The sequence below is a fragment of the Gaetbulibacter aestuarii genome (assembly GCF_039537665.1).
In the GTDB taxonomy this organism is placed as follows: domain Bacteria; phylum Bacteroidota; class Bacteroidia; order Flavobacteriales; family Flavobacteriaceae; genus Gaetbulibacter_A; species Gaetbulibacter_A aestuarii.
Window position 1 is genome coordinate 1,780,240 of sequence record NZ_BAABAY010000001.1, and the last position, 25,516, is coordinate 1,805,755.

The window sequence follows — 25,516 nt, forward strand, 5'->3', positions numbered from 1 at the left end:
TGTATCATCATTTGAAATGCCTGCATTTCAGAGTGCAAAGATAAGCAAATCTGTTTTGTTATTATTTATCTTAACATACAATTATAAAGGGATCTTTTAGTCCGGTTTTCCTTGAATTTATTACATATTTCAAATAAAAAACCCAAACAAGGCATTGTCTGGGTTTTTAAATTTCTATGTAGACTTGTTATATGTTCAAATTTAATGATATGATGATATTTGAATTTGATCTTTTCACAGAGGCTGTATCAACTAAACCAACATTATAAAGAGATGGATTGTCTGTTCGATCCCATTTATCGTAAGTAAGGTCTAATCTTGTATTTCCAAAATTATACCCAATTCCAAATGAGTACCCGGTTAAATCACCTATGGTTACTCCATTTTTATAAGGACTTTCTTCAAATCTGTAACCGCCGCGTAAACTAAACTGATCTATTTTGTACTCACCACCTAATCTGTAGGTTTGTGAGACATCTAAAACGTTAGCCATAGCGTTGTTTTGAGCACTGAAAAAAGCGTCTGACTCCGGCTTAAATTTCGTTTTACTATAATCTTTAACGGCATAATCAAAACTAATTAAGCCTTCCTGACCGAATACATAGGCAACACTTCCCGTAAATTGTGATGGCGTTTGCAATTTATAGGTGGGATAAACATTTACCACTTGTGGGTTTATCTCAATAAAACCATTAGCACCGTCGGTGGCTAAATATTGAGTAGTTTCATCGTCGATGTTATACCAGATTGGGGAATCATAAACGGCTCCAAGACGCCATGAATCACCTAATTTAAGAATTCCTCCTAACTGGAATGAGAACCCGCTCCCTGTTGTTGACAAAGTATTGTTGAACTCTGCATAGTTAACTACAGAACCTGGATTGTTGTTATCTTCATAAAGAATTGTGCTACGGTTATAATTAATAAAATGCGTATTTAAATTGAGTCCTAAATACAAATTATCCTGATATTGAGTTGATAAATTGAAGCTTGCTTTTCCATTATAACCAGTTGCAGCATAAGTATAATCGTGGGTAAAATTACCCGGGGCTACATTTCCGTAATAAACCGTATTAGCATCGTTATTTATATCTTCAGGTTCCAACAAATAGGATTCAAAACCAAGAAAAGCCTGCTGGTTGGCGAAACCGTAAAAATCACCAATGGCTTTATAAGCGTCACTATATGTTTCACCGGGAAGCGTAGAAATCTCATCCAATCGCAAACCGTCAGCGTAGTCATAAAAATAACTCGTTATAGAGTTGCTAAACTGACCGTCGTCGTTGGTATTGGTGCCTGAAGCGTTCCATGTGTTATTAAAATTATTGGTGCGATCATAAGTTACTCCTACCGCAAATTTCTGCCATGGCGAATTGGTGTTACTTTTGAAAACGAATACAACACCACCTTGGCTGAGATCGGTTTGATTTGTAGATATAGATCCAAAGCCATTAAAATAATTGGTATCGTTGGTGGCATCATTTATCGCTAATGTAAAAGTAGCATTACTTTGAGTAAAAACGGCACCACCGGCCGGATTGCTGCTTAGTGCGCTTAAGTCGCCACCGAGGGCTCCAAAGGCACCACCCAATGCTCTGTAGCGGGCTGTACCTTCAATAGCATTTTGAGAATATCTCAAAGCATCGTTGATATCCTGGGCTTGCATTAAAGAAAACGAGAGTAGCCCAAGACAAAATAAAGTTAATTTTTTCATAGGTGATTTTATTATCTTAATAGCCTCAATTATGAGACAAATTCTTAATTATAATTTATAGTATTTATCAGCCGCCTCTTCGACCGCCTCCGCCGGATGAGCCTCTTGAACTGCCTCCACCGGAAGATCTCATGGTTGATCCTGAAGAAGAAGAACTTCTACTTGGCGTGTATCCTGAACTGGATCTACTACTACTCGACGGCGTGTATGATGGACGAGAACTTCTACTAGGCATATTCGAAGGTGATCCATAACTATTGGAGCTTCGTCTTACCGTAGAAGTGCTTCTTGTAGTTGAGCTTCTTGATGGCGTTCTTATAGTAGATGCACTTCGGCGTACTCCTGAATTAGTAGGTGAGCTATATCTTGAATTATAATTTCTAGTAGCAATACCCGAATTATTTACAGCAGTAGAACTGCGGCGAACTGTACCTGTACTATTTCGAAGTGTGTTGTTTCGGTACGAATTATTTATAATACTACTACTACTTCTTCTAGAGGTATTGTATCTGGAAGTAACAGCAGTGTTATTTCTTGTTGCAGTACTGCGTCGACCTTGCGTTCTTGAACTTAAATTAGTCGTATTACTGCGGTAGCTGGTATTCGCATAACTTCCCCTTCTTGTGGCACTAAATGATGGTTGTCTGTAATAATAACGGCCTCGGTAATTATTGTAGTAAGGTGAATAACCGTAGTATCCCCATCCGGCATAAAAGCTACCGTAGTATGGTGAGTACCAAAAAGGATCGTACCATCCTCCATACCAGTTATTCCAGCCCCAGTAATTCCAATTGTTCCATCCCCAGTAATTCCAGTTATTCCATCTCCAGTTATTCCAGCCGTAATAACCCCAACCCCAGTTATTCCAACTGTTGTCGATATAGTTAATGGTTACGTTATTGGGATTCTGGCCCCAACCTGCATAATTTTGAGTATTATCAACTAAAGAATCATTTTCAACGTAAGCATCGCTGCTATAGCTATCAATATCCGTGAAAATCTCACTATTCTGGAGCATCACGTCATATTCCATAGCTTTGTTCTTAAAATAATTCTGGTAATAATCACTATTACTTTGGTTTGGGATTTCAACAATAGCGTCTTCGCGTTGCTGCGGATTTACACGCATTTCCGGTTCACCGTAAATGCCATCTGATTCCACACCAACATATTGATATGACCCACATGACATGACAACTAACAATAAACCCAGAAGTGGGGTATATTGCAGTTTTTTGAATATGTTGTTATTTAGTTGCATATCTCTAAGATTTTATTGTTGAACATTACAAAAATAGTTAGTTTTGCTGAACTATTTTTTTATTTAACATATGCACAATATTTGTGCCAAAAAGCAAATATGAGTAAAAAACTTACAAGTAGGGCGGACGATTACTCCAAGTGGTACAACGAATTGGTTGTCAAGGCTGATCTGGCCGAGAATTCAGCGGTTAGAGGTTGTATGGTAATCAAACCTTATGGTTACGCCATTTGGGAAAAAATGCAGGCTGAACTGGATCGCATGTTTAAAGAAACCGGACATCAAAATGCCTATTTTCCGCTATTTGTGCCGAAAAGTTTGTTTGAAGCCGAAGAGAAAAATGCAGAAGGATTTGCTAAAGAATGCGCTGTGGTTACACATTACCGACTTCAAAACGATCCTGATAAACCGGGAAAACTGCGTGTGGATCCCGAAGCAAAATTAGAGGAAGAATTGGTGGTGCGACCAACCAGTGAGGCCATTATTTGGAATACTTACAGAAACTGGATCCAAAGTTATCGTGATCTTCCTTTGCTTATAAATCAATGGGCCAATGTGGTGCGCTGGGAAATGCGAACACGTTTATTTTTAAGAACAGCTGAATTTCTTTGGCAGGAAGGACATACAGCTCATGCCACAAAAGAAGAAGCTTTGAAGGAAACGAAACTTATAAATAATGTGTATGCTACCTTCGCTGAAAACTTTATGGCCATACCGGTTATACAAGGTGTTAAAACTGAGAGCGAACGTTTTGCCGGGGCAGAAGAAACCTACTGTATTGAAGCGTTAATGCAAGATGGTAAAGCACTTCAGGCCGGAACTTCGCACTTCCTGGGCCAGAATTTCGCTAAAGCTTTCGATGTTAAATTTGCTAATAAAGAAGGTCAGCAAGACTACGTTTGGGCTACCTCCTGGGGTGTTTCAACACGGTTAATGGGTGCATTGATCATGACCCACAGTGACGATCAGGGATTGGTTTTACCTCCAAATTTAGCGCCAAATCAGGTGGTTATTGTACCTATTTATAAGAACGAAGAACAGTTTGAAGCCATTTCTGAAGTTGCAAACGGCATAGTTCAAAAATTACGAGCCAAAGGTATTTCTGTGAAGTATGACGATCGAGATACACAACGGCCCGGAGCTAAATTTGCCCAGCATGAATTACAAGGTGTTCCGCTAAGAATAGCCATCGGACCGAAAGATCTTGAAAATGAAACTGTAGAACTTGCTCGTCGTGATACCTTAACCAAAAGCAGTGTCGCTTTGGATGGTTTGGAGGATCATATTCAATCCTTACTAAAAGAAATTCAGGAAGCCATATTTAAAAAGGCGCTTGATTTTAGAGATACTCATATTACGAAAGTGGAAACTTTTGAGGAATTTAAAACTGTTTTAGAGACGAAAACCGGATTTGTTTCAGCGCATTGGGACGGAACAAATGAGACTGAAGAAAAAATTAAGGATTTAACTAAAGCTACAATTCGTTGTATTCCTTTGGATCAGGAACCTGAAGAAGGGGTTTGTGTGTACTCCGGGAAACCTTCAAAAGGCCGTGTTTTATTTGCAAAAGCCTATTAAAATTTAAACCTAAAAAAGGCCTCTAAAAATTTTTAGAAAAAAAATAATATTGGTCTTGCAACATTTAAAAATAGTTGTATTTTTGCATCCGCAATGGAGACATTGTCGAGTTAATTGAAACCGTTTGAAGTTAATCAGTATTGATTAACGGTGTCACAATAACAACTGGCCCGTTCGTCTATCGGCTAGGACGCCAGGTTTTCATCCTGGTAAGAGGGGTTCGATTCCCCTACGGGCTACAATTTTTAATAAAAAACAAAACATGGCAAATCATAAGTCAGCATTAAAAAGAATTAGAAGTAACGAAGCAAAACGCGTGGTAAATAAATACCAACATAAAACAACGCGTAATGCTATCAAGAAACTACGTGAGGTAACCGATAAGAAAGAAGCTGAAAAAATGTTTCCATCTGTTGTTTCAATGATCGATAAATTATCGAAGAAAAACATCATTCACGCTAACAAAGCGGCGAATTTAAAATCTGGTTTAGCGCAGCACATCGCATCGCTATAATCATTTTAAAAATTAATTTAGTTAAAGCTTCTCGATCGAGAAGCTTTTTTTATGCGCAATTTTTAGAGTATACTAATGCATTGATGCCACTAAAAAAGCCCTAACAATACACGTATTGCTAAGGCTTTTAACATTTGAGTTAGTCTAGTTACTCTGGTGTATTATCCATTCATGGATATTAAAAATTCCTCGTTGTTTCGAGTTTGTTTAAACCGCTCATTAATGAATTCCATGGCTTCAACAGGGTTCATGTCAGCTAAATATTTGCGCATTACCCACATGCGTTGAATCACGTTCTCGTCTAATAACAGATCATCACGACGCGTACTTGAGGACGTAAGATCGATAGCAGGGAATATTCTACGATTAGAAATTTTTCTATCTAATTGCAGTTCCATGTTACCGGTTCCTTTGAATTCCTCAAAGATAACCTCGTCCATTTTAGAACCGGTTTCTGTTAATGCCGTGGCAATAATGGTTAAAGAACCACCATTCTCAATATTTCTCGCGGCACCAAAGAAACGTTTTGGTTTATGCAATGCGTTGGCATCAACACCACCACTTAATATCTTCCCGGATGCCGGTTGCACGGTGTTATAAGCTCTCGCTAAACGCGTTATGGAGTCTAGAAGGATCACAACATCGTGACCACATTCCACCAGGCGTTTTGCTTTTTCAAGAACGATATCGGCGATGCGTACGTGCTCATGAGCTTCCTTGTCGAAGGTTGATGAAATAACTTCACCACGCACATTACGTTGCATATCCGTTACCTCCTCAGGACGCTCATCTATCAATAGGATCATTAAATAAACTTCCGGGTGGTTGGCTGCAATGGCATTGGCCACATCCTTTAATAACATCGTTTTACCTGTTTTAGGCTGCGATACGATCATACCACGTTGCCCTTTTCCAATCGGGGAGAACAAATCCATAATTCGTGTTGAAATGGTGCTTTGTTTCTCAGCAATATTGAATTTTTCTTTCGGAAATAACGGCGTTAAATGTTCAAAGGATACACGGTCTCTAACCACTTCAGGTTTCTGACCGTTAATTCTTATAACCTTAATCAGAGGAAAATATTTTTCACCTTCTTTCGGTGGGCGCACGTTACCTAAAACTGTATCCCCTTTCTTCAACCCGAATAAACGGATTTGTGATTGCGATACATAAATATCATCGGGAGACGACAAATAATTGTAGTCTGATGAGCGTAAAAAGCCATAGCCATCCTGCATAATATCCAGAACACCTTCACTTTCTATAATGGCATCAAATTCGAAATCCGGCTCGCGGTAACGGTTGCGGTTGTCTTTATTGCCTTTATCAACATTAGAGCTTTTTTGGCCTTTATGCTGATTTTTATTTTGGTTATGATCTTTTTTCTGATGACTTTTCTGTTTGTTATCAGTACTGTTTTGATCGTTCTTATTCGTGTTCTTAGAATCTGATTTTGGATTATTGTTCTGTTTAGAATGATCCTTAGACGGGGCATTATTCTGTTTAGAATTGTCATCAGATTTCTTATTCTGATTTTGAGGGCCTTTTTTATCAGACCGCTCAACGCGTTTTCTGGTTGGTTTTTCCTGTTTCTGTTGTGGTTTGTCATCTTTAGATGGTTCAACCACACTTGTTACGGCCTTAGGATTTGCCGCCTGTTTGTCTAAAATCTGGTAAACCAGGTCTAACTTTTTTAAAGTTCTGTATTTTGGAATACTAAGCTGTTTAGCAATTTCTTGTAAATCTGCTAATTTCTTTTCTTTTAACTGTGAAATTTCAAGCATTGAAGTCTAATTGGGAAAATAATTTTTTTGAATATAATTACTCTGAAAAATAAAATGATTTATTATTCTGAAGAAAAGACCACAATCACTGCAGTCAATGAGAATAACTTATGCAATAATACAACTTTATTTTAATTTTTTACATTTATTTTAGAAAAGAAACTGTTATTTTTGTCCTCAGATTTTTAAAATCAATATGATTCAACGCATACAAACCATATATCTTTTAATCGCCGCAGGAATATCGGCAGGACTCATATTTGTATTTCCCTTGTGGACTGCAGAAAATGGCGTTTTGGTATATGCGCAAGATAATTTTTTGTATTTAGGTTTATTTTTAGCCTCAGCATTATTATCTTTGATATCAATATTCAGATACAAAAACAGGAAGTCTCAATTTATGTTGGGCCGCCTGAACATCATATTAAACTTTATTTTACTAGGATTTTTTGTATATCGGATACTAACGGCACCTGGAGAAAGTCATATTTCAGAGAAAGGTGTTGGGGTTTTTCTTCCCGTCATTTCTATCGTCTTTTTGGCCCTGGCCAATAAAGCCATTAAAAAGGATGAAGACCTTGTAAAATCTGTAGATCGATTGCGATAAACCTAACATCTTAGTAGTATTAGTGCGTTAAAAACCCGGGTCGAAAGTCTCGGGTTTTTTAGTTCAAAATAAAAATTGTTTGGGCGTTACCCTCCGCAAGCTCCGGGTCGGGCTATCCGCTGCAAGTCCGCGCTCGTACCTCGCTGTGGGCTTTCCGCTACTATCCCTTACGCGGGCTTATTAACGCTTATTAAACTCAATAACTTCCAGATGATCTATTTTTTTTCCATCAATGGTAAAGCGCAACATAGTACGTGATTTATGAAACCCATGCTTCCCAACCGCTCCCGGATTCATATGGATAAGGTTTCGTTTTTTATCCGGCATCACCTTTAAAATGTGGGAGTGTCCACAAATAAAAAGCCGCGGTGGATTTTCATTCAATTCAGGAAGAATTCTGGAACTGTATTTTGGCGGATAACCTCCAATATGAGTCATCCAAACCGAAACACCTTCACACAAAAACCGTTGGTGTTCCGGAAATTCGGTGCGTATTCGTGCATCATCAATGTTACCATTAACCGCGCGTAAAGGTTTAAGGTTTTTAATGGGGTCAGTAACTCTTAAATCACCAATATCTCCGGCGTGCCAAACTTCATCAACTTTTTCTACGTGTTTCAAAATAGCGTCATCTATATAACCATGAGTATCAGAAAGTAAAAGTATTTTTGTCATTGTAAAACGCTGCGTTTTTAATATTTAATTAATAGTATCAGCTTTAAAAATCAGTGTAAAACTACCTATCTTTGCCTTTCAACAAAAGTATTAAAACAGTTTGAGGTATTTCTTAGAACTTTCATATAATGGCACAGAATATCACGGTTGGCAGGTACAACCCGATGCCATTTCAGTTCAGGAGGTTTTAGAAAAAGCCCTATCCACCTTATTGAAAGCAACAATTTCAATAGTAGGAGCAGGCCGGACAGATACAGGCGTTCATGCCAAACAAATGTTCGCACATTTTGATGTAGATCAAACTTTGGACACTCAGGACCTGGTTTATAAATTGAATGCGTTTTTACCAAAGGATATCGCCATTCATACTATTTTTAAAGTAAAACCAGAAGCCCATGCAAGGTTTGATGCTCAAAGCCGAACATATCTGTATCGCATTGCTTTGGAAAAGGATGTCTTTAATTTTAAAGACACCTATTTGGTGAAGCAACCATTGGATTTGAAACAAATGAATACTGCTGCGAAAATTTTATTTGAGTATAAAGATTTTCAATGTTTCTCTAAAACGAATACCGATGTGAAGACGTATATTTGTGACATCATGAAAGCCGAGTGGACCCAAGTTGGTAACGAATTGCATTTTGTGATTAAGGCCGACCGATTTTTGCGCAATATGGTTCGAGCCATTGTAGGTACGCTGGTAAATGTTGGTTTAGATAAAATGAAACCCGAGGATGTTCATCAAATTATAAAATCAAAAGATCGCAGTGAAGCAGGCTACTCAGTGCCGGCTCAAGGCCTTTATTTAATTCAGATTGAATACCCGGAATCGATAAAAATATAAATGACAAAGAAAAACGAGAAACCTTTTGATGTAAAGTTGTTCAAACGACTTTTTCAGTACATGAAACCTTACCGCCATGTTTTTATTGGTTTAACGGTTTTAGTTATCTTTTTGGCAATATTAGGGGCTTCCACACCTTATATTACTAAAGATGCCATAGACAATAGTGTGGCTGTAAAAAATCCAAGGCACTTTTTAACCTATGTGGTTTTGTTATTGGTTGTTTTGGCATTGCAAACAGCTTCGCAGCTTACCTTTATTTACTATGCCGCATGGTTAGGTCAGAATATGGTGATGGATATTCGAGTGAAGCTATTCAAACATATTCTTCGTTTTAAAATGAAATACTACGACACCTCTTCTGTGGGTGTTCTCATAACACGTTCGGTTACCGATATGGAACGTATCGCCGATATCTTCAGTCAGGGATTATTCATGATCATAAGGGATTTACTTACGATGCTTGTTGTTTTTGGTATTATGGTTTATATCAATTTTAAACTTACCCTGATCGTATTCATTATGTTGCCCGTATTGATGTACGCTACACGGTTGTTTCAAAAATATATGAAGCGCGCCTTTGAGGATGTACGTAATGAAGTTTCAAATTTAAATTCCTTTGTTCAGGAGCGTATTACCGGGATGAAGATCCTTCAGTTATTTACGCGTGAGGATAAAGAATACGCTAAGTTTAAAGCCATAAATGAGCGACATAAAAAAGCCTGGTTAAAAACCGTTTGGTATAACTCTATATTCTTTCCAATTGCAGATCTGGCCTCGTCTATAACGATAGGGTTAGTGGCCTGGTACGGGGGGTTGAATGTGGTGCTCGATGGTACTGTAACTCAGGGAACTCTGGTATCTTTTATCATGTTCGTACCCATGTTATTTAATCCCTTGCGTCAGATTGCAGATAAGTTCAATACTCTCCAAATGGGAATGGTTGCTGCAAATCGCGTATTTAAAATTTTGGATACGGATTCTCAGATTGATGATAGCGGAACCTACATCACCAAAAGTTTTAAAGGAAACATAAAATTTAAAGATGTTTATTTCAATTATGTTGAGAATGAAGATGTTCTTAAAGGGGTCTCTTTTGAGGTAAAAGCCGGCGAAACCGTCGCGATCGTTGGTGCTACCGGAGCCGGAAAATCCACCATTATCAATTTACTGAATCGCTTTTATGAGATTAAATCCGGAGTAATTTCGGTTGATGATATTGATATTAAAGAAGTTACTCTGAATTCTTTACGAACTCAAATCGCTGTAGTGTTGCAGGATGTATTTTTGTTTGCAGATACCATTTTAAATAATATCACGCTTGGAAATCCGCATATCACAGAAGATGAAGTGCGCGAAGCGGCTAAAGCCATTGGTGTAAACGATTTTATTGAAACCTTGCCTAATGGCTATCACTACAACGTTAAGGAACGTGGTGTAATGCTGTCTTCAGGGCAACGCCAATTGATCTCCTTTTTACGCGCTTATGTAACAAATCCAAGTATTTTAGTTTTAGATGAAGCAACCTCGTCTGTAGATACTTATTCGGAACAACTCATTCAAAATGCAACAGATAAGATCACCAAAGGTCGTACTTCTATTGTGATCGCCCATCGTTTGGCTACCATTAAAAAAGCTGATAAGATCATCGTGATGGATGCCGGCGAGATTGTGGAACAGGGAACGCACGAAGAGTTGCTTAAAAACAAAAATGGATTCTACAAGAATTTATACGAAGTGCAATTCCTCAAGGAAGAAGTTGCTTAAGCCAGGTCTTCTTTGATCAAACTTATGAGTTCGGTGGTATCATCGAAAACTACAAATTCCCCATCCTTAAAGTAGGAGATATGTCCGGTTTCTTCACTTACAACAAGCGCTAAAGCATCAGTTTTTTCAGTTACTCCAATAGCGGCGCGATGACGTAACCCGAAGCGATGCGGAATGTTTTTATCGTTATTCACAGGAAGGATCACTCGAGTAGCTTTAACAATATTGTTATCGATAATGATTGCACCATCGTGCAACGGACTGTTCTTAAAGAAGATACTTTCTATGATGGGTTGCGTAACCTTTATATTCATTTCGTCTCCGGACGAGGATAAGAAATCCAGGTTATTATTGCGTTCGAAAACGATCAATGCACCGGTTTTGGACATCGCCATTTTATTACATGCTGAAATAATTGCTTCAACATCTGTGGAAACAACGGTTTCAGTCTTTAAAAAACTGAAGGGTCTTAAAAATTTTCTGCGACCTTTAAAATTGGTGGATCCTACCATCAATAGAAATTTTCTGATTTCGGGCTGGAATACCACGATCAATGCGATAATACCCACTTTCATGAAACCACCAAAAATGCTGGAAAGCAATTCCATATCCAGAAAATCGGTGAGTTTCCAAACCAGGTAAATAATAATAATACCTATGAAAATATTAATGGCTACCGTTCCCTTGATAAGTTTGTAAATGTAATAGAGTAGCAGGGCAACAAGTATCACATCGATAATGTCGACTACAGAGAAGTTTAATACATCTTTAAAAATTTCCAATGGCAGTGGGTTTCGGTAAAATTACTAAAAGTATGTTTAATTAAAAATAAATTCATCCTTTGAAACCGTTCCCTCCTTGGCAGCCCATTTTGCGAGTTTCGATTTGACCGAGATATAATCCTGAAAGGCTAAATCACCCTTAAATCTTAAGGTAAATTTTAGATTTTGATCTTTCATATGCAAACTGTCCAAAGTTGTTTTCAACTCAGAAACAGGTCTTTTTAAATACCGGATAGAATCATTACCGGATAATTTTAATTCAAATCGGTCAGATGTTTCAAAATTTACCAAAGAAACAGTCTTGCCTTGAGTACTCTTGAAATCTGAGGTGTCTTTCAAATGATAATGAACTTCAGTAAATTCAATAAATCCAAGTGTATTTTGGCTGAGGTCGTCGCAGGTATAATAGTTTTTAGCTTCAGCATTTTTATGCGTTGCGTTGCGTTTTTTATCCTGAAGGAATATAATTTTCGGAATAGCCTGATTTAAGGTCAGGCGTTTATCAACATTAACAACCCAATTGGTTGTGCTTATCAGATTTTTTCGGTTGAGTTCAATACCATCCCCCTGACCGGGTTCATAAAATAAATAGGCAGCAGAAATATCTGAAATTTTTGAAATATCTACCTGATTAACCTGTGGAAGTTCAACGACCTTTTTAGGAGCACAGGAAAAAGTAAAAAGAAAAATAAAAAACGTCAATAAACTTTTCATATCAAGAATGTAACGCGGTTACTAATTTCACGCATTCCACAGCTTCCTTTACATCGTGAACCCGCAAGATCGAAGCCCCTTTTTGCAAGGCCACGGTATTTAAAATACTTGTACCATTTAAAGCATGCTCGGCCGTGGTATCTAAAGTTTTGTAGATCATAGATTTTCTGGAAACGCCTACCAAAAGCGGATGTTCAATAATTTTAAAAAGCTCAAGATGATCCAAAAGTTCAAAATTTTGTTCTCTGGTTTTTGCAAATCCAAATCCGGGATCGATAATCGGGTTTGTTATGCCATGCGATCTGGCTTCCGCCAGGCGTTCTGAAAAGTAGAATAGCATATCTTTTATTAGATCATCGTATTGCGTAAGATTTTGCATGGTTTGAGGCGTCCCGCGCATGTGCATCATGATGTAAGGAACTTTAAGATTTCCAACCATTGCCATCATTTGCGGATCCATTTGGCCTGCAGAAATATCATTTATAAGAGCCGCGCCAACCTCAATAGCGGCCTTAGCTACTTTAGATCTAAAGGTATCAACCGAAATGAGTACTTCCGAAAATTCTTCAAGAATAACTTCTAAAACTGGAAGTAAGCGTTTTAATTCCTCTGCTTCGCTAACATGCTCAGCTTTTGGTCTTGAGCTATATGCACCAACATCGATGAAGGTCGCCCCTTCGTTCAACATTCGCTCGACCTGCTTTAAACTTGCTGTTTGATCTTGAAATTTTCCGCCGTCAAAAAATGAATCAGGAGTGAGGTTTAAAATCCCCATCACTTTCGGAGTACTTAAATCAATAAGTTTGCCTTTGCAATTTATAGTCATTCGAAGAAATATCTTAAGTCAGGTTTATGAGTTAAAAGTTTTAAACCGGAAACTTTGAAGGTTTTAATAATTTATGCGAAATTTACGCAAAATTCAATTGATACATGCAAGATACTTCAAAACAATACGATGCCATAATAGACATGTGCAAAAATTTGTTTGTTAAAAAAATGAGTGATTATGGCAGCGCCTGGAGAATATTGCGATTACCCTCATTAACGGATCAGATTTTTATAAAAGCCCAGCGTATTCGTGGTTTACAGGAAAATGCAACCCGAAAGGTTGATGAGGATGAAGTGAGCGAGTTTATAGGGATCATCAATTATTGTATCATGGCCTTGATCCAGATTAAAAAAGGTATCGCAGAGCAACCGGATCTATCAACGGAAGAGGCTAAAAAATTGTATGAAGAACAGGTGGCCATCACCAAAAAGCTGATGATGGATAAAAATCATGATTACGGGGAGGCCTGGCGCGATATGCGTGTAAGTAGTCTTACGGATTTGATCTTGCAAAAATTATTGCGTGTAAAAACCATTGAAAATAACAAAGGAAAAACTCTGGTAAGTGAGGGTATAGATGCGAATTATCAAGATATGGTTAATTACGCTGTTTTCGCATTAATTCATCTTAATGCCACTTAAAACCATTTCTTTTAATTGATAAGATACATTATGAAATATTTAGTAGCGATCTGTCGCATATTTGTTGGCGTACTTTTTATTATCTCCGGATTGATAAAACTCAATGACCCGCTGGGGTTTTCTTATAAACTTCAGGAATATTTTAGTCCCGAGGTTTTAAACCTGCCATCACTAATTCCATATGCCTTGATGTTATCGGTACTCGTTGTAACCTTTGAAGTGATCTTAGGCGTCTTTTTATTGATTGGTTACAAACCTAAATTCACGTCCTGGAGTTTATTAGGAATGATTATTTTCTTCACCTTTTTAACCTTTTATTCGGCCTATTTCGATAAGGTTCGGGATTGTGGTTGCTTTGGAGATGCTTTAAAATTAACACCCTGGCAGAGTTTCTCAAAAGATCTGGTATTACTTATTCTTGTTGTGATTCTTTTTATAGGAAAGCAGCATATCAAACCGGTTTTTAATATGCTTCCAACCACTATTTTGGCCTTGCTAAGTTTTGTGTTTTGTTTCTGGTTTGGCTATCATGTTTTGGTGCACTTGCCGGTAGTTGATTTTAGAGCTTATAAAATAGGAACGGATATCAAAAAAGATATGTCGGTTCCTGAAGATGCCGCAAAACCGGTTATTGAATATACCTGGAAGTTTGATGTTGATGGCGAAGAAAAAGAGATCACCAATTACGGAGATTATCCTGATGTTGATGGCGAATTAATAGGCGCGGACACCGAAGTTATTGATGAAGGTTATGTGCCACCTATTTACGATTTTTCGATTGAAGACGGCGATGAGGATCTTACTGATTATTTTCTTAATCAGGACAGCCTGATCGTTGTAGTTTCCTATAGTCTTGAAAATATTGAAAAGAATGGCGCATATATTTTAAAAGGCCTTCAAGATCGCGCAAGATCCAAAGGATATACCATTATCGGTTTAACATCCTCCAGCGAAGCCAAGAAAAAACAGTTTAATTTAAAATACGATCTGGATTTCAAATGGTATCTCTGCGACGAAAAAGCCCTGAAAACAGTAGTTCGTGCCAATCCGGGTATTCTGGAATTAAGCAAAGGCGTGATCAAGCAGAAATTTAACTGGCACGATGTAGACAAGTTGAAATTATAATGTAACCTCTTTTAATCACCGAAATCTGATTAGCTACTTATTAAATAAATTGATGTATGCACTTCTTACTTTGTTTGGAGTGGTTACTGTTATTTTCTTTTTATTTAATGTACTTCCGGGTGATCCCGCTCAAATGATGATGGGCCAAAATGAAGACAGTGCACAACTCGCACTGATCAAGAAAAAATTTGGTTTTGACAAACCGGTAACCACACAATATTTTTATTATTTGAATGATCTTTCGCCGCTATCATTTCATTCAAAAAACCAAAATGATTACACATTTTTAGATTCTGATAAATACGATGCTACCAAATTATTCAGTTTAGGAAATACGACTGTTGTTTTAAAATCACCTTATTTAAGAACATCCTTTGCGAAATCCGGTAAAAAAGTGAGTTCCATTCTAAAAGAAACCCTACCGAATACGTTTGTGTTGGCGGTTTCGGCAATCATCATAGCTATTTTACTTGGTATTTTTTTAGGTATTGTCTCAGCGCTTTACAAGGATCGTTGGCTGGACAAGGCCATTCAAGTGCTTAGTACTTTGGGTATGAGCGTGCCATCATTTTTTAGTGCGATCTTATTCGCCTGGTTCTTCGGTTTTATTCTTCATAAATATACGCATCTTGAAATGACAGGAAGCTTATATGAGCTCGACGATTTTGGTGAAAGCATGCACATCAAATGGAAAAATTTGATTCTTCCTGCTATAGTTTTGGGCATTCGTCCATTGGCCGTCGTCATTCAACTCATGCGAAACTCATTACTCGAAGTATTTAATCAGGATTACATCCGAACGGCACGGGCGAAAGGTCTGGCGATGTATCAGATTATTAAAAGACATGCCGTAAAGAATGCTTTAAATCCAGTGGTAACAGCCGTATCAGGTTGGTTTGCATCCATGCTCGCGGGAGCCGTTTTTGTTGAATATATTTTCGGTTGGAACGGTTTGGGAAAAGAAATCGTTTATGCGTTAAACACTCTGGATTTACCGGTCATCATGGGTTCCGTATTAATTATTGCGCTCATGTTTATAATTATCAATATTTTTGTAGATATTGTTTATATGTGGCTCGATCCTAAAGTAAAACTTGAATAATTAATTTATTGACATGAAAACATACACCTTTCTACTAGTATCTTTAATGGGGTTCTTGAGCTGTAAAAGCGCTCCTGATCCTACACAATTTTCAGAGGCCGCTTTAAATGATACTTTTATAAGTCTCGATGGTAGCTCTGTACCGTTCAAAGACATTTTAAAAAAACATCAAGGAGAAACCCTGTTTATTGAGGTTTGGGCGTCCTGGTGTGGCGACTGCCTCAAAGGCATGCCAACAGTTAAAGAAATTCAGAGTCAATATCCCGATGTAACTTATGTTTTTCTATCGCTGGATCGCAATCAGGAGGCATGGAAAAAAGGGATAAAAAAATATCAGGTAAACGGCGAGCATTATTTCATGCAATCGGGTTGGAAAGGACCTTTTGGAGCGTTTCTCGATCTGGACTGGATTCCACGCTATATCGTTGTGGATAAGTCAGGTACAATAAGCTTGTATAACGCCGAAAAAGCCACAGATAATCGTATAACACAAAATTTATAATTCAAAAAAATCCCTGAAACGGGTAACCAATCATGAGAAAAAATATCGTAGCCGGAAACTGGAAAATGAATAACGATCTGTCTCAAACTGAGGCACTATTAACCGATCTAATGGCACAAACCAAAACCTCTAATGCCGAGGTTATGGTGGCTCCAACATTTACCAATTTGTATCGCGCTTTTGAAACACTCCGTAATACTGATATAGAAGTGGTTGCACAGAACATGCATTTTGCTGAAAACGGTGCTTACACCGGAGAAATTAGTGCATCTATGTTAAAAAGTGTAGGCGTTAATACGGTTATTTTGGGGCATAGTGAGCGTCGTGAATATTTTAATGAAACCGATGAGCTTTTGGCCAAAAAAGTGAAAACCGCGTTAGACCATAAAATGCGTGTGATTTTCTGTTTCGGTGAAGAATTAGCGGATAGGAAAGCAGGAAACGAAGAAACCGTCGTGGGCAACCAAATCAAAAATGCCCTGTTCCAGCTTCAGGCCTGGGATTTTAAAAATATCGTCCTGGCTTACGAACCCGTTTGGGCCATTGGAACCGGTGAAACGGCAAGCCCAGAACAGGCTCAGGATATGCATGCCTTTATTCGCAAAACATTGGCAGATCAATACGGGTACGACATTGCCGAACGCGTTTCTATCCTATACGGCGGTAGTGTAAAACCTGCCAATGCCGAGGAAATTTTCTCGAAACCGGACGTAGATGGTGGCCTTATTGGCGGAGCATCTTTAAATGCAGAAGACTTTTTTGCAATAGTGAATGCCTTTTAAAAGTATAATTTGGGCGTTACGGCCACGCTTTTGGGCGCGGCCGTCGGGCTTTCCGCTAAATCTTTTTTCCAAAAAGGATATCGCTTCAATCCCTAACGCGACTTCAGTAATTCAAAAAACATGAGTGCTCAAAATTATATCGGATATCATTTCAAGTTCAGTCCGCTGCAGCCCGCGGTAGACATACTTATTGCCGAACTGGCTGAGGTTGGTTTTGAAAGTTTTGTAGAGGAAGACGACGGACTTTCAGCATACATTCAAACATCCGATTGGCAGGAGGATATTCTTGGCGATATTCAAATCCTTAATGAACGTACTTTTGATATCAGTTACACCTTAGAAGACATCGAACAAACCAACTGGAATGAAACCTGGGAAAAAAATTTCAATCCCATTGTAGTGGATGATCTCTGTGCTGTTCGAGCCCCGTTCCATGAAAAATTCGATACCCAATTCGATATTGTCATTGAACCCAAAATGAGCTTTGGAACCGGTCATCATGAAACCACACACATGATGATACAGCATATTCTAAAAAACGATTTTCAAGATAAAACGGTTCTGGATATGGGCTGCGGAACTGCCGTTTTAGCGATTCTCGCAGAACTAAAAGGAGCCAAAGCAGTAGATGCTATAGATATTGATCGCTGGTGTTATGAAAACAGTCTTGAAAACATTGAAAGAAACAATTGTAAGAATATTTCTGTTTTCGAAGGTGACGCTTCACTTTTAAAGGGCAAGTGTTATGATATAATTTTAGCCAATATCAATCGGAATATTCTACTTCAGGATATAAAAGCCTATGTTAAATGCCTGACTAAAAATGGAATATTGATATTAAGTGGCTTTTATAATGATGATATTCCTAAAATTCAGACCGAATGTGAAACACATTTGTTAAAATTTCAAGAAAAATTAGAAAGAAACCAATGGGTTGCACTAAAATTTTTAAATTAGTGCATCACGAACTGATGATTTTAAACCAAAATCTTATGAGTACCAGAGAAAAAACATCAGAAGAATTATTGGTGGAAGAAACGGTCTCCACCCAAAATGAAATTGTACTTTATAACGACGATGTTAACACCTTTGATCATGTGATCGAAACATTGATGTATGCTTGTGATCATACTTCCATGCAAGCTGAACAATGTTCTTTGATCGTTCATTATAAAGGAAAATGTACTGTAAAAACAGGTGAATACGACGATTTGAAACCTCGTTGCTCCAAATTATTGGAAGCCGGTTTAAGCGCCGAAATTATTTAACCATTAAATCGTGCTTGATAGTAATCAAAAAAAGTTGTTTTAAAAAGCAGCTCAGATTTACTTCTTCTCAGTTTTATTCGTGTTTATTCCAAATGGTTTGTAAAGCGGGCAAAAGCTAATAAAACTTGTAATCAGGAATATCAATGCCAAAGCCATTAAAATGTACGCAAGCGTTCCTTCGATTACATTGAAATAATACAAAACGGCTATTACAATAGCGATAAGTACACGTATGCCCTTATCAGTTGCTCCCATGTTTTTTTTCATAATTAAAGATTTTAAATTAATTCTTATAAAGTTGTTGGACAAACGTAATCTGTAACGGGTAAACCACTGTTCTTCATGGCACCAAATCCACCTTCAATATTGATCAAATTATTAAAACCTCTCGCTTTTAGAATCGAAGCAGCGATTACCGAGCGGTAGCCTCCGGCACAATGAACATAATAGGTTTCATCTTGCTCAATGTCATTCATTTGATCATTGATGTAATCCAAAGAGAACAGTTGCACGTTATCACCTTTCAAATGCTCTGATGCAAATTCGCCTTCTTTACGCACGTCCAATACATGTAAATGATCTTCTTCGAAGCGTTTTTTAAAGGTTAAAGCATCAATGGAGTCAACACGTTCAATATCTTTTCCGGCTGCTTTCCAGGCTTCCATTCCACCTTTTAAATACCCTAAGGTATTGTCATAACCCACACGTGATAACCGCGTTACAGCCTCTTTTTCCTTGCCTTCAGGAGTGATCAATAGTATAGGTTGTTTAAGATCAGCGATCAAAGCACCAACCCACGGCGCAAAACTCCCGTTCAAACCAATAAAAATAGAATTTGGAATATGGGCTTTTACAAAATCATCTTCGGTACGCACGTCTAAAACCAAAGCTCCTTCTTGATTTGCAATGGCTTCGAACGCTTCCGGATCAAGCGGATTATCGCCTTGTTTTAAAACCGTATCAAAATCAGTATACCCGGTTTTATTCATCATGGCATTTTTTGCAAAATATTGTGGTGGAGGGGGCATCCCTTCCAATACTTCTTTTACAAACTCTTCCTTGCTCATATCTTCACGAAGGGCGTAATTGGTCTTTTTCTGTTCACCTAAAACACCTACGGTTTCTTTACTCATATTTTTTCCGCAAGCCGAACCTGCACCATGAGCGGGATAAACGATAACATCGTCCGGTAAGGTCATGATCTTTTCACGTAAAGAATCGTAAAGCATAATGGCCAGATCTTCTTTGGTAAGATTGTTTTTTATGGCAAGATCAGGACGTCCAACATCACCTAAAAATAAGGTGTCCCCGGAAAAAATAGCATAAGGTTTACCTGTTTCGTCCTTAACCAAATATGTTGAGGATTCTAAAGTATGACCCGGGGTGTGTAATACCGTGATTGTTATGTTACCTAACTTGAAAACCTCACCATCTTTAGCTTCATGAATGTCATATTCTGTTTTAGCTCCGGGACCATAAACGATGGTGGCACCTGTTTTTTTGCTCAGATCTACATGCCCTGAAACAAAATCGGCATGAAAATGCGTTTCAAAAATGTATTTAATAGTACCGTGTTCTTTTTTGGCCTTATCGATATATTGCTGCGTTTCTCTCAAGGGATCAATGATCGCAATTTCGCCATCAGATTCGATGTAGTAAGCTCCCTGAGCTAAACATCCTGTATATAATTGTTCAATCTTCATAACTTCAAATTTATGCTGCAAAATTACGAAATCTCAATGGTTTAGTTTGTGACTTTTGTCACATCTAAAGTTAGCTAATTTCTTTGTAAATAATGTAGACTGCCATCAAAAGTATAAAGTACCCGAAACTCTTTTTCAGTTTTTCGCTACTAATAAATTTCGAAAGCGACACACCGATAATGATTCCAATAATGGAAATAGCGGTAAAAATTAGTAGGAAATGCCAGTTGATAGCCAGATTCTGTACATCGCCAATAAAGCCTATAAGCGAATTAATAGCAACGATAATAAGCGAGGTTCCCACAGCTTTCTTCATAGGTAATTTAGCCCAAAGTACTAAAGCCGGAACATATAAAAATCCGCCACCGGCACCAATAATTCCGGTTATAGCACCGATAACCACACCTTGAATAAAAGTCTTATAATAAGCTTGTTTTTCTGAACCTGTTTCTGGGTTAACTCTTTTTCTGATCATTGAAAAAGAGGCCAAAAGCATAATAATTCCAAATAGAACCATGATCAGCATGTTTTTGGTAACCTCAAAACTTCCGATGTTAAAAATATGATGAGGAATATCTGAAACCAGATAACGTCTGGTGAGGTAAACAGAGATAAAGGAAGGAAAGGAAAAGGTAAGCCCCGTTTTAAGATCAACCATACCTTTTTTGTATTTCTGAAAAGTACCTACAACAGAAGTAGAACCCACTACAAAAAGGGAATATGCGGTAGCGACTACCGGATTATAACCCAATAAATAGACAAGTAGGGGTACGGTAAGAATGGATCCACCGCCACCGATAAGTCCCAATACCAGGCCAACAACCAGCGCGCCAACATATCCTAGTATTTGAGTTGTATCCATGTTAATGAGGTAATTTGTCTTTCAATATTCCGTAAATAAAGGTGCCCAATATAGCGGTTGCAATGACTATGATGATGGAGTAGAGACCTGTGCCTAAAAGAATATATAAAGGTCCGGGGCATGCCCCAATAAGAGCCCAACCCAACCCAAACAAACTACCGCCTACAATATACCGTACAAACCCACGATCTTTCAGGGGCACTAAAATATCGGTGCCATCAATATTCTTAAAAAGGCCTTTTTTAGCTATCTGTAGAAAGACAATGCCGGTAAGCACCGCTGTTCCTATAATACCATACATATGAAATGATTCAAATCGGAACATCTCGTAAATGCGATACCAGGAAACCGCTTCAGATTTCACCAAAACAATTCCGAAAAATATACCTACCAATAAAAATTTTAAATGTTTCATTGCTTTAAAAGATTAGAGGTAAAATGAAATTAGTCATAATCAAACCACCTATAAAAAAACCGATAACGGCTATTAAAGATGGTCTTTGCAAACTACTCAAACCTGAAATAGCATGACCGGATGTACACCCACCGGCATAACGTGTTCCGAAGCCAATAAGTAATCCTCCAAAAATGAGTACGAGCAAACCTTTGAGCGATCCAACAGCGTTCCAGCTAAAAATTTCACTTGGCATGAGTGATTCTCCAACATCTTTAAAACCGAGTGTGTGTAATTCCATAACCGTTTTTTCGTTTAAATCGATAACACTACCATCCGATAAAAAATGAGTAGCAATAAAGCCACCAATAATAGCTCCTAGAACAACCATAAGGTTCCATGATTGTGCTTTCCAATCGAATTTAAAAAATTTAGTATACCTGCCACCGCCACCAATAGCACAAAAAGTGCGTAGGCTTGACGACATACCAAAGGATTTGCCAAAATACAGTAATAAGGCCATTACCAGGGTAATTAGTGGTCCGGAAACATACCATGGCCAGGGCTTTAAAAGTAATTCCATATGATTTTCAAAGTTAATAGATTATATAATCCTTCTATGTGATAATTGTTACTTAGAGATCTAGAATTTCTATTTTATTTCTGCTAAGTTTTATTTTTTTACTGTTTTCGAGTTGCTTTAAAAGTCGGGAAACCACCACACGAGAGGTATGTAAATCTTCAGCAATTTCCTGATGAATAACGTTTATAGTATTTGAATCGTGAAGACCGGCTTTATTTTTAAGATATTTTAAAAGGCGCTCATCCATTTTCATGAAAGCAATATTATCAATGGTCTCAAGCATTTCGTCGAATCGCATTTGATAACTTTCTAAAATAAAATTACGCCAGCTTTCATTGTTGTGAAACCAATCCGACATTTTCTCCACTGGGATCATTAACAAGGTTGAATCTTTTTCGGCAACTGCTCTAATCTTACTTTTATTAGTTCCCATGCAGCAGGTAAGCGTCATGGTACAGGTTTCACCGGCTTCCAAAACGTAAATGAGGAGTTCGTTACCTTCATCATCCTCACGTAACACCTTAACATGACCGGAAAGTAGGAGGGGAATGTATTTAAGGGTTTGATTGATATCAATAATAATATCGTCTTTCTCAAAAGTTTTAATAATGCCAGCTTCGGCAATTTCCTTGAGAAGCGTTTCATCTAGATTATGGCCGTATTTTTCCTTAAGTAATTCTAATTGCATATTTCAAAAATAATCAAATAAAAATTTGGATTAAATATTTTGGTTGTGATTTAATAAAAATAGTATATTTGCAGCCACAAAAAAGGCCACGTGGCGCAACTGAATAGCGCACTTGATTACGGCTCAAGAGGTTCCAGGTTTGAATCCTGGCGTGGTCACGAAGAAAAAACGCTCAAACTTTTATTGAGCGTTTTTTTTTATGTTATTACTCTAATTCTAAACTTTCCATCCATTCGAATAGCCGATCCGTCCAGGTACTTAAATGACCTTTCTTAATGGCGAGTCCAAAACCATGGCCACCTTTGGGATAAATATGGATTTCGGCTGGCACGTCATGTTGTTTGAGAGCTTCGTAAAACAAAATACTATTCATCACCGGAACGCCTTTATCATCTGAGGCATGTACCAAAAAAGTAGGAGGCGTGTTCTCATCAACCTGTAATTCGTTTGAATAAAACTCAATTAAATCTGAAGTTGCTTCTTGTACTAATAAATTCCTTCTTGAACCTTTATGAGCATAAGGTTCTTTCATGGTTATAACCGGATAGGCCAGTACCAAAAAATCCGGGCGGGCACTCAAGGAATCCATAGGAGTGGTTGGCTCATAAACGGTATCGTTATAATGAGTTCCAAGGGTAGCTGCCAGATGACCTCCTGCTGAAAAGCCCATAATGCCAATTTGATTGGGTGAAATACCATAGGTTTCAGCCTGTGAACGTACATATCTCATCGCACGTTGGGCGTCTTGTAAAGGTGCAATATTTGGTGTGATTAAGGATTTTGAATCGGGCAGGCGGTATTTTAAAACAAAAGCAGCAATGCCCTTTGAGTTCAAAAGTTTCGCAAAATCCGTGCCTTCAAAATTATAGGACAAGTAACGATATCCTCCTCCCGGACAAATAATCACAGCTTTACCTATACGCAAGGTTTTGGAAGGCAAAAATACTTCAAGTGTGGGGTCCTGTACGTTAAATATTTTAAGAATACCGGTATTCTCACTGTATTCTGCTTCATCCGATATTTTTTGATTCGGAACACCTTCAGGCCAAAGTTTAACGATAGTTTGACCAAAACTAGAGTGAGCAGAACATAGAAGTAAAAGGATAAAATAAAAGGTTCTTATCATGGTATCAGGGTTTAATTCATGGCAAACCTAAAAGGTTCTCCTAAATTTCGTATCTTTTAGATGATATTAAATCAAGTGTATGTTAAAATTGCTTTTACAAATATTTCTACAATTACCACCGGGAACTCGAAATCCGGACGACAATAGTCCCATCGATTTCTCAAACCCTTTTGAGCTCGTTGTTTATATTATTCTTCCCATTCTTATTGTCATTTTTTATATCATATGGAGAAAAAAGAAAAAAAATGAAATGAATAATGAAAACTAAGGTATAAGCGTTATTGAGATTTACTTTAAGATCTTTTCAATGGCTTCTAATTCCTCAGGGGAAAAGCTTAGGTTATCTTGTATTGCTACAGCATCCTCTATATGCGACACCTTACTGGCACCAATGATAACAGAGGTTACTCTTTTGTCACGAAGCACCCACGCTAAGGCCATTTGAGCCATTTTCTGACCGCGTTTTTGTGCTATATCATTCAAAGCTTTAACCTTATTGATGTTTTCCTCATTAATTTGATCCGTTTGTAAAAATCCACTTGGTTTGGAAGCACGAGAATCTTCAGGGATACCCTTTAAGTATTTATCTGTTAATAACCCTTGAAATAGTGGACTGAATACTACGGAACCAACACCATATGCTTCAAGCGTATCGAGTAAACCATCTTCTACCCAACGGTCAAACATATTATAATTGGGTTGATGCACTAAACAAGGCGTCCCTAAATCTTTTAAAATTTCAAAGGCGCGTTTAGCTTCCGCAGGGCGGTAATTTGAAATGCCGGCATATAAAGCCTTACCGGATCGCACGATCTGATCCAGAGCCATCATGGATTCCTCTATTGGTGTATTGGGATCTGGGCGGTGATGATAAAATATATCGACGTAATCCAGTCCCATGCGTTTTAAACTTTGGTCGCAACTGGAAATTAAATATTTTCGCGATCCGAAATCGCCATAAGGTCCAGGCCACATGCCGTAACCGGCCTTAGAAGTGATCATTAGTTCATCACGATAAGGTTTCAAATCTTTTTTTAGGATTTTTCCAAAAGTTTCTTCAGCCGAACCTGGGGGCGGACCATAGTTGTTTGCAAGATCGAAGTGTGTTATTCCCAGGTCAAAAGCACGAAGTACCATTTTCCGACCATTTTCGAATACATCAATACCACCGAAGTTATGCCATAAACCGAGTGAAACCAGTGGTAATTGAATACCACTTTGTCCACAGCGGTTATAGGTCATGTTCTCATATCTATTCTCGTTAGCTGTATAAGGCATAAGCTTTTTTAATTAAAAGGGGTTAAATTTTAATCCAAAGCATTTTTAGTAACATACCAACGCCAGCCAATGATAGCCATCTGAAACTTAGAAGCCTTCGATAAATCGAAATCCTTTTTCGAATAACTTGGTAAAACAGCTTTATTGAGTTTGGCGAGAAGTTTAAAAAATTGCTTTTTCATTAATAATTGTTTCTACCTGTAAAAATACTAAATCTAAACGGAGACCCTATTTAATCAAAGCTTTTTTTATACCAATGAAAGAACTAAAAGAATAGTGAGTTGTGCTAAAATAATCATAATTATAGGTTTAAAGGTTAATAGAAATTCAATGTTTTTTCAACAATAATTTCAAGATAGAATAGGGGAAGGCTATGTTCCAAGAGAAGGAATA

At 37.8% G+C, this 25,516-nt stretch carries 29 protein-coding genes and 2 tRNA genes; 15 read left to right on the forward strand and 16 right to left on the reverse strand.

The window, feature by feature from the left end:
* Window positions 1-187: 187 nt before the first annotated feature.
* Window positions 188-1,714 carry an OmpP1/FadL family transporter gene (locus ABD682_RS08050; RefSeq protein WP_344740625.1) on the reverse strand — a complete coding sequence of 509 codons (1,527 nt, stop codon included), beginning with the start codon at window positions 1,712-1,714 and terminating at the stop codon, window positions 188-190.
* Window positions 1,715-1,781: 67 nt separating this feature from the next.
* Entirely contained in the window at window positions 1,782-2,975 is a 1,194-nt protein-coding gene (locus tag ABD682_RS08055; protein ID WP_344740627.1) for a hypothetical protein, read from the reverse strand.
* Window positions 2,976-3,074: 99 nt separating this feature from the next.
* Here ABD682_RS08055 and proS point away from each other — a divergent pair, with 99 nt between their 5' ends.
* From proS to rpsT, 3 genes are all read left to right on the forward strand, one after another.
* Complete coding sequence (gene proS / locus ABD682_RS08060; RefSeq protein WP_344740628.1) at window positions 3,075-4,553, forward strand: proline--tRNA ligase; 1,479 nt, start codon at window positions 3,075-3,077, stop codon at window positions 4,551-4,553.
* Between the two features lie 167 nt (window positions 4,554-4,720).
* Window positions 4,721-4,792: transfer RNA gene (locus ABD682_RS08065), tRNA-Glu, on the forward strand.
* Window positions 4,793-4,815: 23 nt separating this feature from the next.
* Window positions 4,816-5,067: a 30S ribosomal protein S20 gene (gene rpsT, locus ABD682_RS08070; RefSeq protein WP_344740630.1), complete on the forward strand. Its 252-nt coding sequence runs from the start codon at window positions 4,816-4,818 to the stop codon at window positions 5,065-5,067.
* A gap of 161 nt (window positions 5,068-5,228) precedes the next feature.
* On the opposite strand, the gene rho is transcribed toward rpsT, so the two are convergent.
* Window positions 5,229-6,851, reverse strand: a complete 1,623-nt coding sequence (gene rho, locus ABD682_RS08075) for a transcription termination factor Rho (protein WP_344740631.1) — start codon at window positions 6,849-6,851, stop codon at window positions 5,229-5,231.
* 196 nt (window positions 6,852-7,047) lie between these two features.
* Here rho and ABD682_RS08080 point away from each other — a divergent pair, with 196 nt between their 5' ends.
* Entirely contained in the window at window positions 7,048-7,458 is a 411-nt protein-coding gene (locus tag ABD682_RS08080; protein ID WP_344740632.1) for a DUF4293 domain-containing protein, read from the forward strand.
* 180 nt (window positions 7,459-7,638) lie between these two features.
* Here ABD682_RS08080 and ABD682_RS08085 read toward each other — a convergent pair whose 3' ends face one another.
* A complete protein-coding gene (locus tag ABD682_RS08085) occupies window positions 7,639-8,133 on the reverse strand; it encodes a metallophosphoesterase family protein (protein ID WP_344740634.1) in 495 nt (164 codons plus the stop codon).
* A gap of 100 nt (window positions 8,134-8,233) precedes the next feature.
* Here ABD682_RS08085 and truA point away from each other — a divergent pair, with 100 nt between their 5' ends.
* Window positions 8,234-8,977, forward strand: a complete 744-nt coding sequence (gene truA, locus ABD682_RS08090) for a tRNA pseudouridine(38-40) synthase TruA (RefSeq protein ID WP_344740635.1) — start codon at window positions 8,234-8,236, stop codon at window positions 8,975-8,977.
* A complete protein-coding gene (locus tag ABD682_RS08095) occupies window positions 8,978-10,744 on the forward strand; it encodes an ABC transporter ATP-binding protein (RefSeq protein ID WP_344740637.1) in 1,767 nt (588 codons plus the stop codon).
* Here the strand turns inward: ABD682_RS08095 and ABD682_RS08100 are convergent.
* Genes ABD682_RS08100 through folP form a run of 3 tightly spaced genes read right to left on the reverse strand, consistent with a single transcriptional unit; the run spans window position 10,741 to window position 13,066 of the window.
* The gene (locus tag ABD682_RS08100; RefSeq protein ID WP_344740638.1) at window positions 10,741-11,526 is read right to left on the reverse strand and encodes a diadenylate cyclase; all 786 of its coding nucleotides are present in this window, start codon (window positions 11,524-11,526) and stop codon (window positions 10,741-10,743) included. The two genes, ABD682_RS08095 and ABD682_RS08100, sit on opposite strands and share 4 nt — an antisense overlap.
* 36 nt (window positions 11,527-11,562) lie before the next feature.
* A complete protein-coding gene (locus tag ABD682_RS08105; RefSeq protein ID WP_344740639.1) occupies window positions 11,563-12,240 on the reverse strand; it encodes a hypothetical protein in 678 nt (225 codons plus the stop codon).
* Window position 12,241: 1 nt separating this feature from the next.
* Window positions 12,242-13,066 (reverse strand): dihydropteroate synthase, encoded by an 825-nt coding sequence (gene folP / locus ABD682_RS08110; RefSeq protein ID WP_344740640.1) that lies wholly within the window; start codon window positions 13,064-13,066, stop codon window positions 12,242-12,244.
* A gap of 104 nt (window positions 13,067-13,170) precedes the next feature.
* Between folP and ABD682_RS08115 the strand changes: the two genes are divergently transcribed.
* The 7 genes from ABD682_RS08115 (at window position 13,171) to ABD682_RS08145 (ending at window position 18,489) form a co-directional block, all read left to right on the forward strand.
* Window positions 13,171-13,710 (forward strand): DUF1599 domain-containing protein, encoded by a 540-nt coding sequence (locus ABD682_RS08115; RefSeq protein ID WP_344740641.1) that lies wholly within the window; start codon window positions 13,171-13,173, stop codon window positions 13,708-13,710.
* Window positions 13,711-13,740: 30 nt separating this feature from the next.
* A complete protein-coding gene (locus ABD682_RS08120) occupies window positions 13,741-14,835 on the forward strand; it encodes a BT_3928 family protein (RefSeq protein ID WP_344740642.1) in 1,095 nt (364 codons plus the stop codon).
* A gap of 25 nt (window positions 14,836-14,860) precedes the next feature.
* Complete coding sequence (locus ABD682_RS08125) at window positions 14,861-15,937, forward strand: ABC transporter permease (protein ID WP_344740816.1); 1,077 nt, start codon at window positions 14,861-14,863, stop codon at window positions 15,935-15,937.
* Window positions 15,938-15,950: 13 nt separating this feature from the next.
* A complete protein-coding gene (locus ABD682_RS08130; RefSeq protein WP_344740643.1) occupies window positions 15,951-16,439 on the forward strand; it encodes a TlpA family protein disulfide reductase in 489 nt (162 codons plus the stop codon).
* A gap of 32 nt (window positions 16,440-16,471) precedes the next feature.
* Window positions 16,472-17,221, forward strand: a complete 750-nt coding sequence (gene tpiA / locus ABD682_RS08135; protein WP_344740645.1) for a triose-phosphate isomerase — start codon at window positions 16,472-16,474, stop codon at window positions 17,219-17,221.
* A gap of 120 nt (window positions 17,222-17,341) precedes the next feature.
* A complete protein-coding gene (prmA, locus tag ABD682_RS08140) occupies window positions 17,342-18,178 on the forward strand; it encodes a 50S ribosomal protein L11 methyltransferase (protein WP_344740647.1) in 837 nt (278 codons plus the stop codon).
* Window positions 18,179-18,213: 35 nt separating this feature from the next.
* Window positions 18,214-18,489, forward strand: coding sequence for an ATP-dependent Clp protease adaptor ClpS (locus ABD682_RS08145; RefSeq protein ID WP_344740648.1), 276 nt, complete (start codon window positions 18,214-18,216; stop codon window positions 18,487-18,489).
* Between the two features lie 57 nt (window positions 18,490-18,546).
* Here ABD682_RS08145 and ABD682_RS08150 read toward each other — a convergent pair whose 3' ends face one another.
* The 6 genes from ABD682_RS08150 to ABD682_RS08175 all read right to left on the reverse strand — a co-directional run bounded on the left by ABD682_RS08150 (window position 18,547) and on the right by ABD682_RS08175 (window position 22,719).
* Window positions 18,547-18,756, reverse strand: a complete 210-nt coding sequence (locus tag ABD682_RS08150; RefSeq protein WP_344740650.1) for a YgaP family membrane protein — start codon at window positions 18,754-18,756, stop codon at window positions 18,547-18,549.
* 23 nt (window positions 18,757-18,779) lie between these two features.
* Window positions 18,780-20,192, reverse strand: coding sequence for an MBL fold metallo-hydrolase (locus ABD682_RS08155; RefSeq protein WP_344740651.1), 1,413 nt, complete (start codon window positions 20,190-20,192; stop codon window positions 18,780-18,782).
* Window positions 20,193-20,262: 70 nt separating this feature from the next.
* A complete protein-coding gene (locus tag ABD682_RS08160; RefSeq protein WP_344740652.1) occupies window positions 20,263-21,054 on the reverse strand; it encodes a sulfite exporter TauE/SafE family protein in 792 nt (263 codons plus the stop codon).
* A 1-nt stretch (window position 21,055) separates the two neighbouring features.
* The gene (locus tag ABD682_RS08165) at window positions 21,056-21,469 is read right to left on the reverse strand and encodes a DUF6691 family protein (protein ID WP_344740653.1); all 414 of its coding nucleotides are present in this window, start codon (window positions 21,467-21,469) and stop codon (window positions 21,056-21,058) included.
* A 4-nt stretch (window positions 21,470-21,473) separates the two neighbouring features.
* Window positions 21,474-22,031: a YeeE/YedE family protein gene (locus ABD682_RS08170; protein ID WP_344740654.1), complete on the reverse strand. Its 558-nt coding sequence runs from the start codon at window positions 22,029-22,031 to the stop codon at window positions 21,474-21,476.
* A 52-nt stretch (window positions 22,032-22,083) separates the two neighbouring features.
* A complete protein-coding gene (locus ABD682_RS08175) occupies window positions 22,084-22,719 on the reverse strand; it encodes a Crp/Fnr family transcriptional regulator (protein ID WP_344740656.1) in 636 nt (211 codons plus the stop codon).
* Between the two features lie 84 nt (window positions 22,720-22,803).
* Here ABD682_RS08175 and ABD682_RS08180 point away from each other — a divergent pair.
* A tRNA-Arg gene (locus ABD682_RS08180) sits at window positions 22,804-22,877 on the forward strand.
* A gap of 47 nt (window positions 22,878-22,924) precedes the next feature.
* Here the strand turns inward: ABD682_RS08180 and ABD682_RS08185 are convergent.
* A complete protein-coding gene (locus tag ABD682_RS08185; RefSeq protein WP_344740657.1) occupies window positions 22,925-23,845 on the reverse strand; it encodes an alpha/beta hydrolase in 921 nt (306 codons plus the stop codon).
* A gap of 79 nt (window positions 23,846-23,924) precedes the next feature.
* Between ABD682_RS08185 and ABD682_RS08190 the strand changes: the two genes are divergently transcribed.
* Complete coding sequence (locus ABD682_RS08190; RefSeq protein WP_344740658.1) at window positions 23,925-24,113, forward strand: adenylosuccinate synthetase; 189 nt, start codon at window positions 23,925-23,927, stop codon at window positions 24,111-24,113.
* A 20-nt stretch (window positions 24,114-24,133) separates the two neighbouring features.
* On the opposite strand, the gene mgrA is transcribed toward ABD682_RS08190, so the two are convergent.
* Both mgrA and ABD682_RS08200 read right to left on the reverse strand, forming a co-directional pair.
* Window positions 24,134-25,123, reverse strand: coding sequence for an L-glyceraldehyde 3-phosphate reductase (mgrA, locus tag ABD682_RS08195; RefSeq protein ID WP_344740659.1), 990 nt, complete (start codon window positions 25,121-25,123; stop codon window positions 24,134-24,136).
* Between the two features lie 29 nt (window positions 25,124-25,152).
* Entirely contained in the window at window positions 25,153-25,305 is a 153-nt protein-coding gene (locus tag ABD682_RS08200; RefSeq protein ID WP_344740661.1) for an SsrA-binding protein, read from the reverse strand.
* Window positions 25,306-25,516: the final 211 nt, after the last annotated feature.

Coding starts and splice junctions, on each gene's coding strand:
- ABD682_RS08050 (WP_344740625.1), bottom strand. CDS start 1,714: ATGAAAAAATTAACTTTATTTTGTCTTGGGCTACTCTCGTTTTCTTTA.
- ABD682_RS08055 (WP_344740627.1), bottom strand. CDS start 2,975: ATGCAACTAAATAACAACATATTCAAAAAACTGCAATATACCCCACTT.
- proS (WP_344740628.1), top strand. CDS start 3,075: ATGAGTAAAAAACTTACAAGTAGGGCGGACGATTACTCCAAGTGGTAC.
- rpsT (WP_344740630.1), top strand. CDS start 4,816: ATGGCAAATCATAAGTCAGCATTAAAAAGAATTAGAAGTAACGAAGCA.
- rho (WP_344740631.1), bottom strand. CDS start 6,851: ATGCTTGAAATTTCACAGTTAAAAGAAAAGAAATTAGCAGATTTACAA.
- ABD682_RS08080 (WP_344740632.1), top strand. CDS start 7,048: ATGATTCAACGCATACAAACCATATATCTTTTAATCGCCGCAGGAATA.
- ABD682_RS08085 (WP_344740634.1), bottom strand. CDS start 8,133: ATGACAAAAATACTTTTACTTTCTGATACTCATGGTTATATAGATGAC.
- ABD682_RS08095 (WP_344740637.1), top strand. CDS start 8,978: ATGACAAAGAAAAACGAGAAACCTTTTGATGTAAAGTTGTTCAAACGA.
- ABD682_RS08105 (WP_344740639.1), bottom strand. CDS start 12,240: ATGAAAAGTTTATTGACGTTTTTTATTTTTCTTTTTACTTTTTCCTGT.
- folP (WP_344740640.1), bottom strand. CDS start 13,066: ATGACTATAAATTGCAAAGGCAAACTTATTGATTTAAGTACTCCGAAA.
- ABD682_RS08115 (WP_344740641.1), top strand. CDS start 13,171: ATGCAAGATACTTCAAAACAATACGATGCCATAATAGACATGTGCAAA.
- ABD682_RS08120 (WP_344740642.1), top strand. CDS start 13,741: ATGAAATATTTAGTAGCGATCTGTCGCATATTTGTTGGCGTACTTTTT.
- ABD682_RS08130 (WP_344740643.1), top strand. CDS start 15,951: ATGAAAACATACACCTTTCTACTAGTATCTTTAATGGGGTTCTTGAGC.
- tpiA (WP_344740645.1), top strand. CDS start 16,472: ATGAGAAAAAATATCGTAGCCGGAAACTGGAAAATGAATAACGATCTG.
- prmA (WP_344740647.1), top strand. CDS start 17,342: ATGAGTGCTCAAAATTATATCGGATATCATTTCAAGTTCAGTCCGCTG.
- ABD682_RS08145 (WP_344740648.1), top strand. CDS start 18,214: ATGAGTACCAGAGAAAAAACATCAGAAGAATTATTGGTGGAAGAAACG.
- ABD682_RS08150 (WP_344740650.1), bottom strand. CDS start 18,756: ATGAAAAAAAACATGGGAGCAACTGATAAGGGCATACGTGTACTTATC.
- ABD682_RS08155 (WP_344740651.1), bottom strand. CDS start 20,192: ATGAAGATTGAACAATTATATACAGGATGTTTAGCTCAGGGAGCTTAC.
- ABD682_RS08160 (WP_344740652.1), bottom strand. CDS start 21,054: ATGGATACAACTCAAATACTAGGATATGTTGGCGCGCTGGTTGTTGGC.
- ABD682_RS08165 (WP_344740653.1), bottom strand. CDS start 21,469: ATGAAACATTTAAAATTTTTATTGGTAGGTATATTTTTCGGAATTGTT.
- ABD682_RS08170 (WP_344740654.1), bottom strand. CDS start 22,031: ATGGAATTACTTTTAAAGCCCTGGCCATGGTATGTTTCCGGACCACTA.
- ABD682_RS08175 (WP_344740656.1), bottom strand. CDS start 22,719: ATGCAATTAGAATTACTTAAGGAAAAATACGGCCATAATCTAGATGAA.
- ABD682_RS08185 (WP_344740657.1), bottom strand. CDS start 23,845: ATGATAAGAACCTTTTATTTTATCCTTTTACTTCTATGTTCTGCTCAC.
- ABD682_RS08190 (WP_344740658.1), top strand. CDS start 23,925: ATGTTAAAATTGCTTTTACAAATATTTCTACAATTACCACCGGGAACT.
- mgrA (WP_344740659.1), bottom strand. CDS start 25,123: ATGCCTTATACAGCTAACGAGAATAGATATGAGAACATGACCTATAAC.
- ABD682_RS08200 (WP_344740661.1), bottom strand. CDS start 25,305: ATGAAAAAGCAATTTTTTAAACTTCTCGCCAAACTCAATAAAGCTGTT.